General features: G+C 67.9%; 1 protein-coding gene. It reads left to right on the forward strand.

Translation table 11 applies throughout. From position 1 onward, the window contains the following. Positions 1–1,029, forward strand: a 1,029-nt coding sequence (locus FV242_RS33895; RefSeq protein WP_147942027.1) for an IS110 family transposase, incomplete at its 5' end; no start/stop codon positions are given. Positions 1,030–1,285 lie beyond the last annotated feature (256 nt).

Genomic DNA, 1,285 nt, shown 5'->3' on the forward strand with positions numbered 1-1,285 from the left:
ATGGAGATCACCACCGTCGGCATCGATCTGGCCAAGAGCATTTTCCAGGTTCACGCCGTTGATGCAGCTGGGCACGTCGTCGTTCGCAAGGCGCTGCGGCGGGCGCAGGTCGTGCCGTTCTTCGCCAAGCTGCCTCGATGCCTGGTCGGCATAGAGGCGTGCGGCACGTCCCATCACTGGGCCCGGGAACTGACGAAGCTCGGCCATGAGGTTCGGCTGATGCCGCCCGCTTACGTGAAGCCGTATGTGAAGCGCGGTAAGACCGATGCGAACGACGCCGCTGCCATCTGCGAGGCGGTGACGCGCCCGAGCATGCGCTTCGTGCCGGTGACGTCGACCGAGCAGCAGGCGGCGCTGGCGCTGCACCGGACGCGCGACCTGCTGGTCAAGCAACGCACGCAGTTGGTGAACATGATCCGCGGCCTGCTCGCCGAGTTCGGGATCGAGATGGCGCGGGGCCTGCGGCACGCGCTCGAACTGGCAGCCCGGCTCTCGGCCGGAGACGCAGCCGAGGTGCCACCACTGGCGCAACGCGTGGTGACCGGGCTGGCCGACCAGATCGGCGCCTTGCAGATCCAGCTCACCCGCCTGGAGAAGGAGTTGCTCGCTTGGCATCGGGAAAACGACCTGTCGCAGCGCCTGGCGACGATCCCCGGTGTCGGTATCGTCTCGGCAACGGCGCTGGCCGCCTCGGTGAGCGAGCCCGAGCGCTTCCGCTCCGGTCGGCAGTTCGCCGCCTCGTTGGGACTGACACCGCTGCAGAACTGTAGCGGCGGCAAGGAGCGCCTGGGTCGGATCTCGCGCATGGGCGACCGCTACCTGCGCCGCCTGCTCGTAGTCGGCATGACTTCTCTGGTCCGGCGCGCGAAGGCCGCGCCGACGTCGGTCGACTCGCGGCTGCCGGCCCTTCTCCAGCGCAAGCCGGTGCGCGTCGTGACCGTTGCGGCCGCCAATCGCACCGCGCGGGTCGCCTGGGCGATCATGACCCGCGGCGGCACCTACCGCGCACCCGCGGCCACGGCCGCCTGACCGCACGGCGCGGAGGTTTTTCCAGGTTGCGAGGACGATGAGAGTTGATGGCGAACCGGTCAGACCGGGAGCCGGGACACCCCGCTGAATGTCCAGGGCATCATAGCCCGCAAAGCAGAGTGGGACCCAGCTCGCGGATACCATCAGGGCCAGCGGTCACATGAACGACTGCATCAACAGGCCGGACACAAGACTGCACCCGACCAACGCGTCAGAAGCTCAATTCGCCGCTTGCAATGCGGGAGCCATCCACACA

The organism is Methylobacterium sp. WL64 (assembly GCF_008039945.1).
GTDB lineage: Bacteria > Pseudomonadota > Alphaproteobacteria > Rhizobiales > Beijerinckiaceae > Methylobacterium.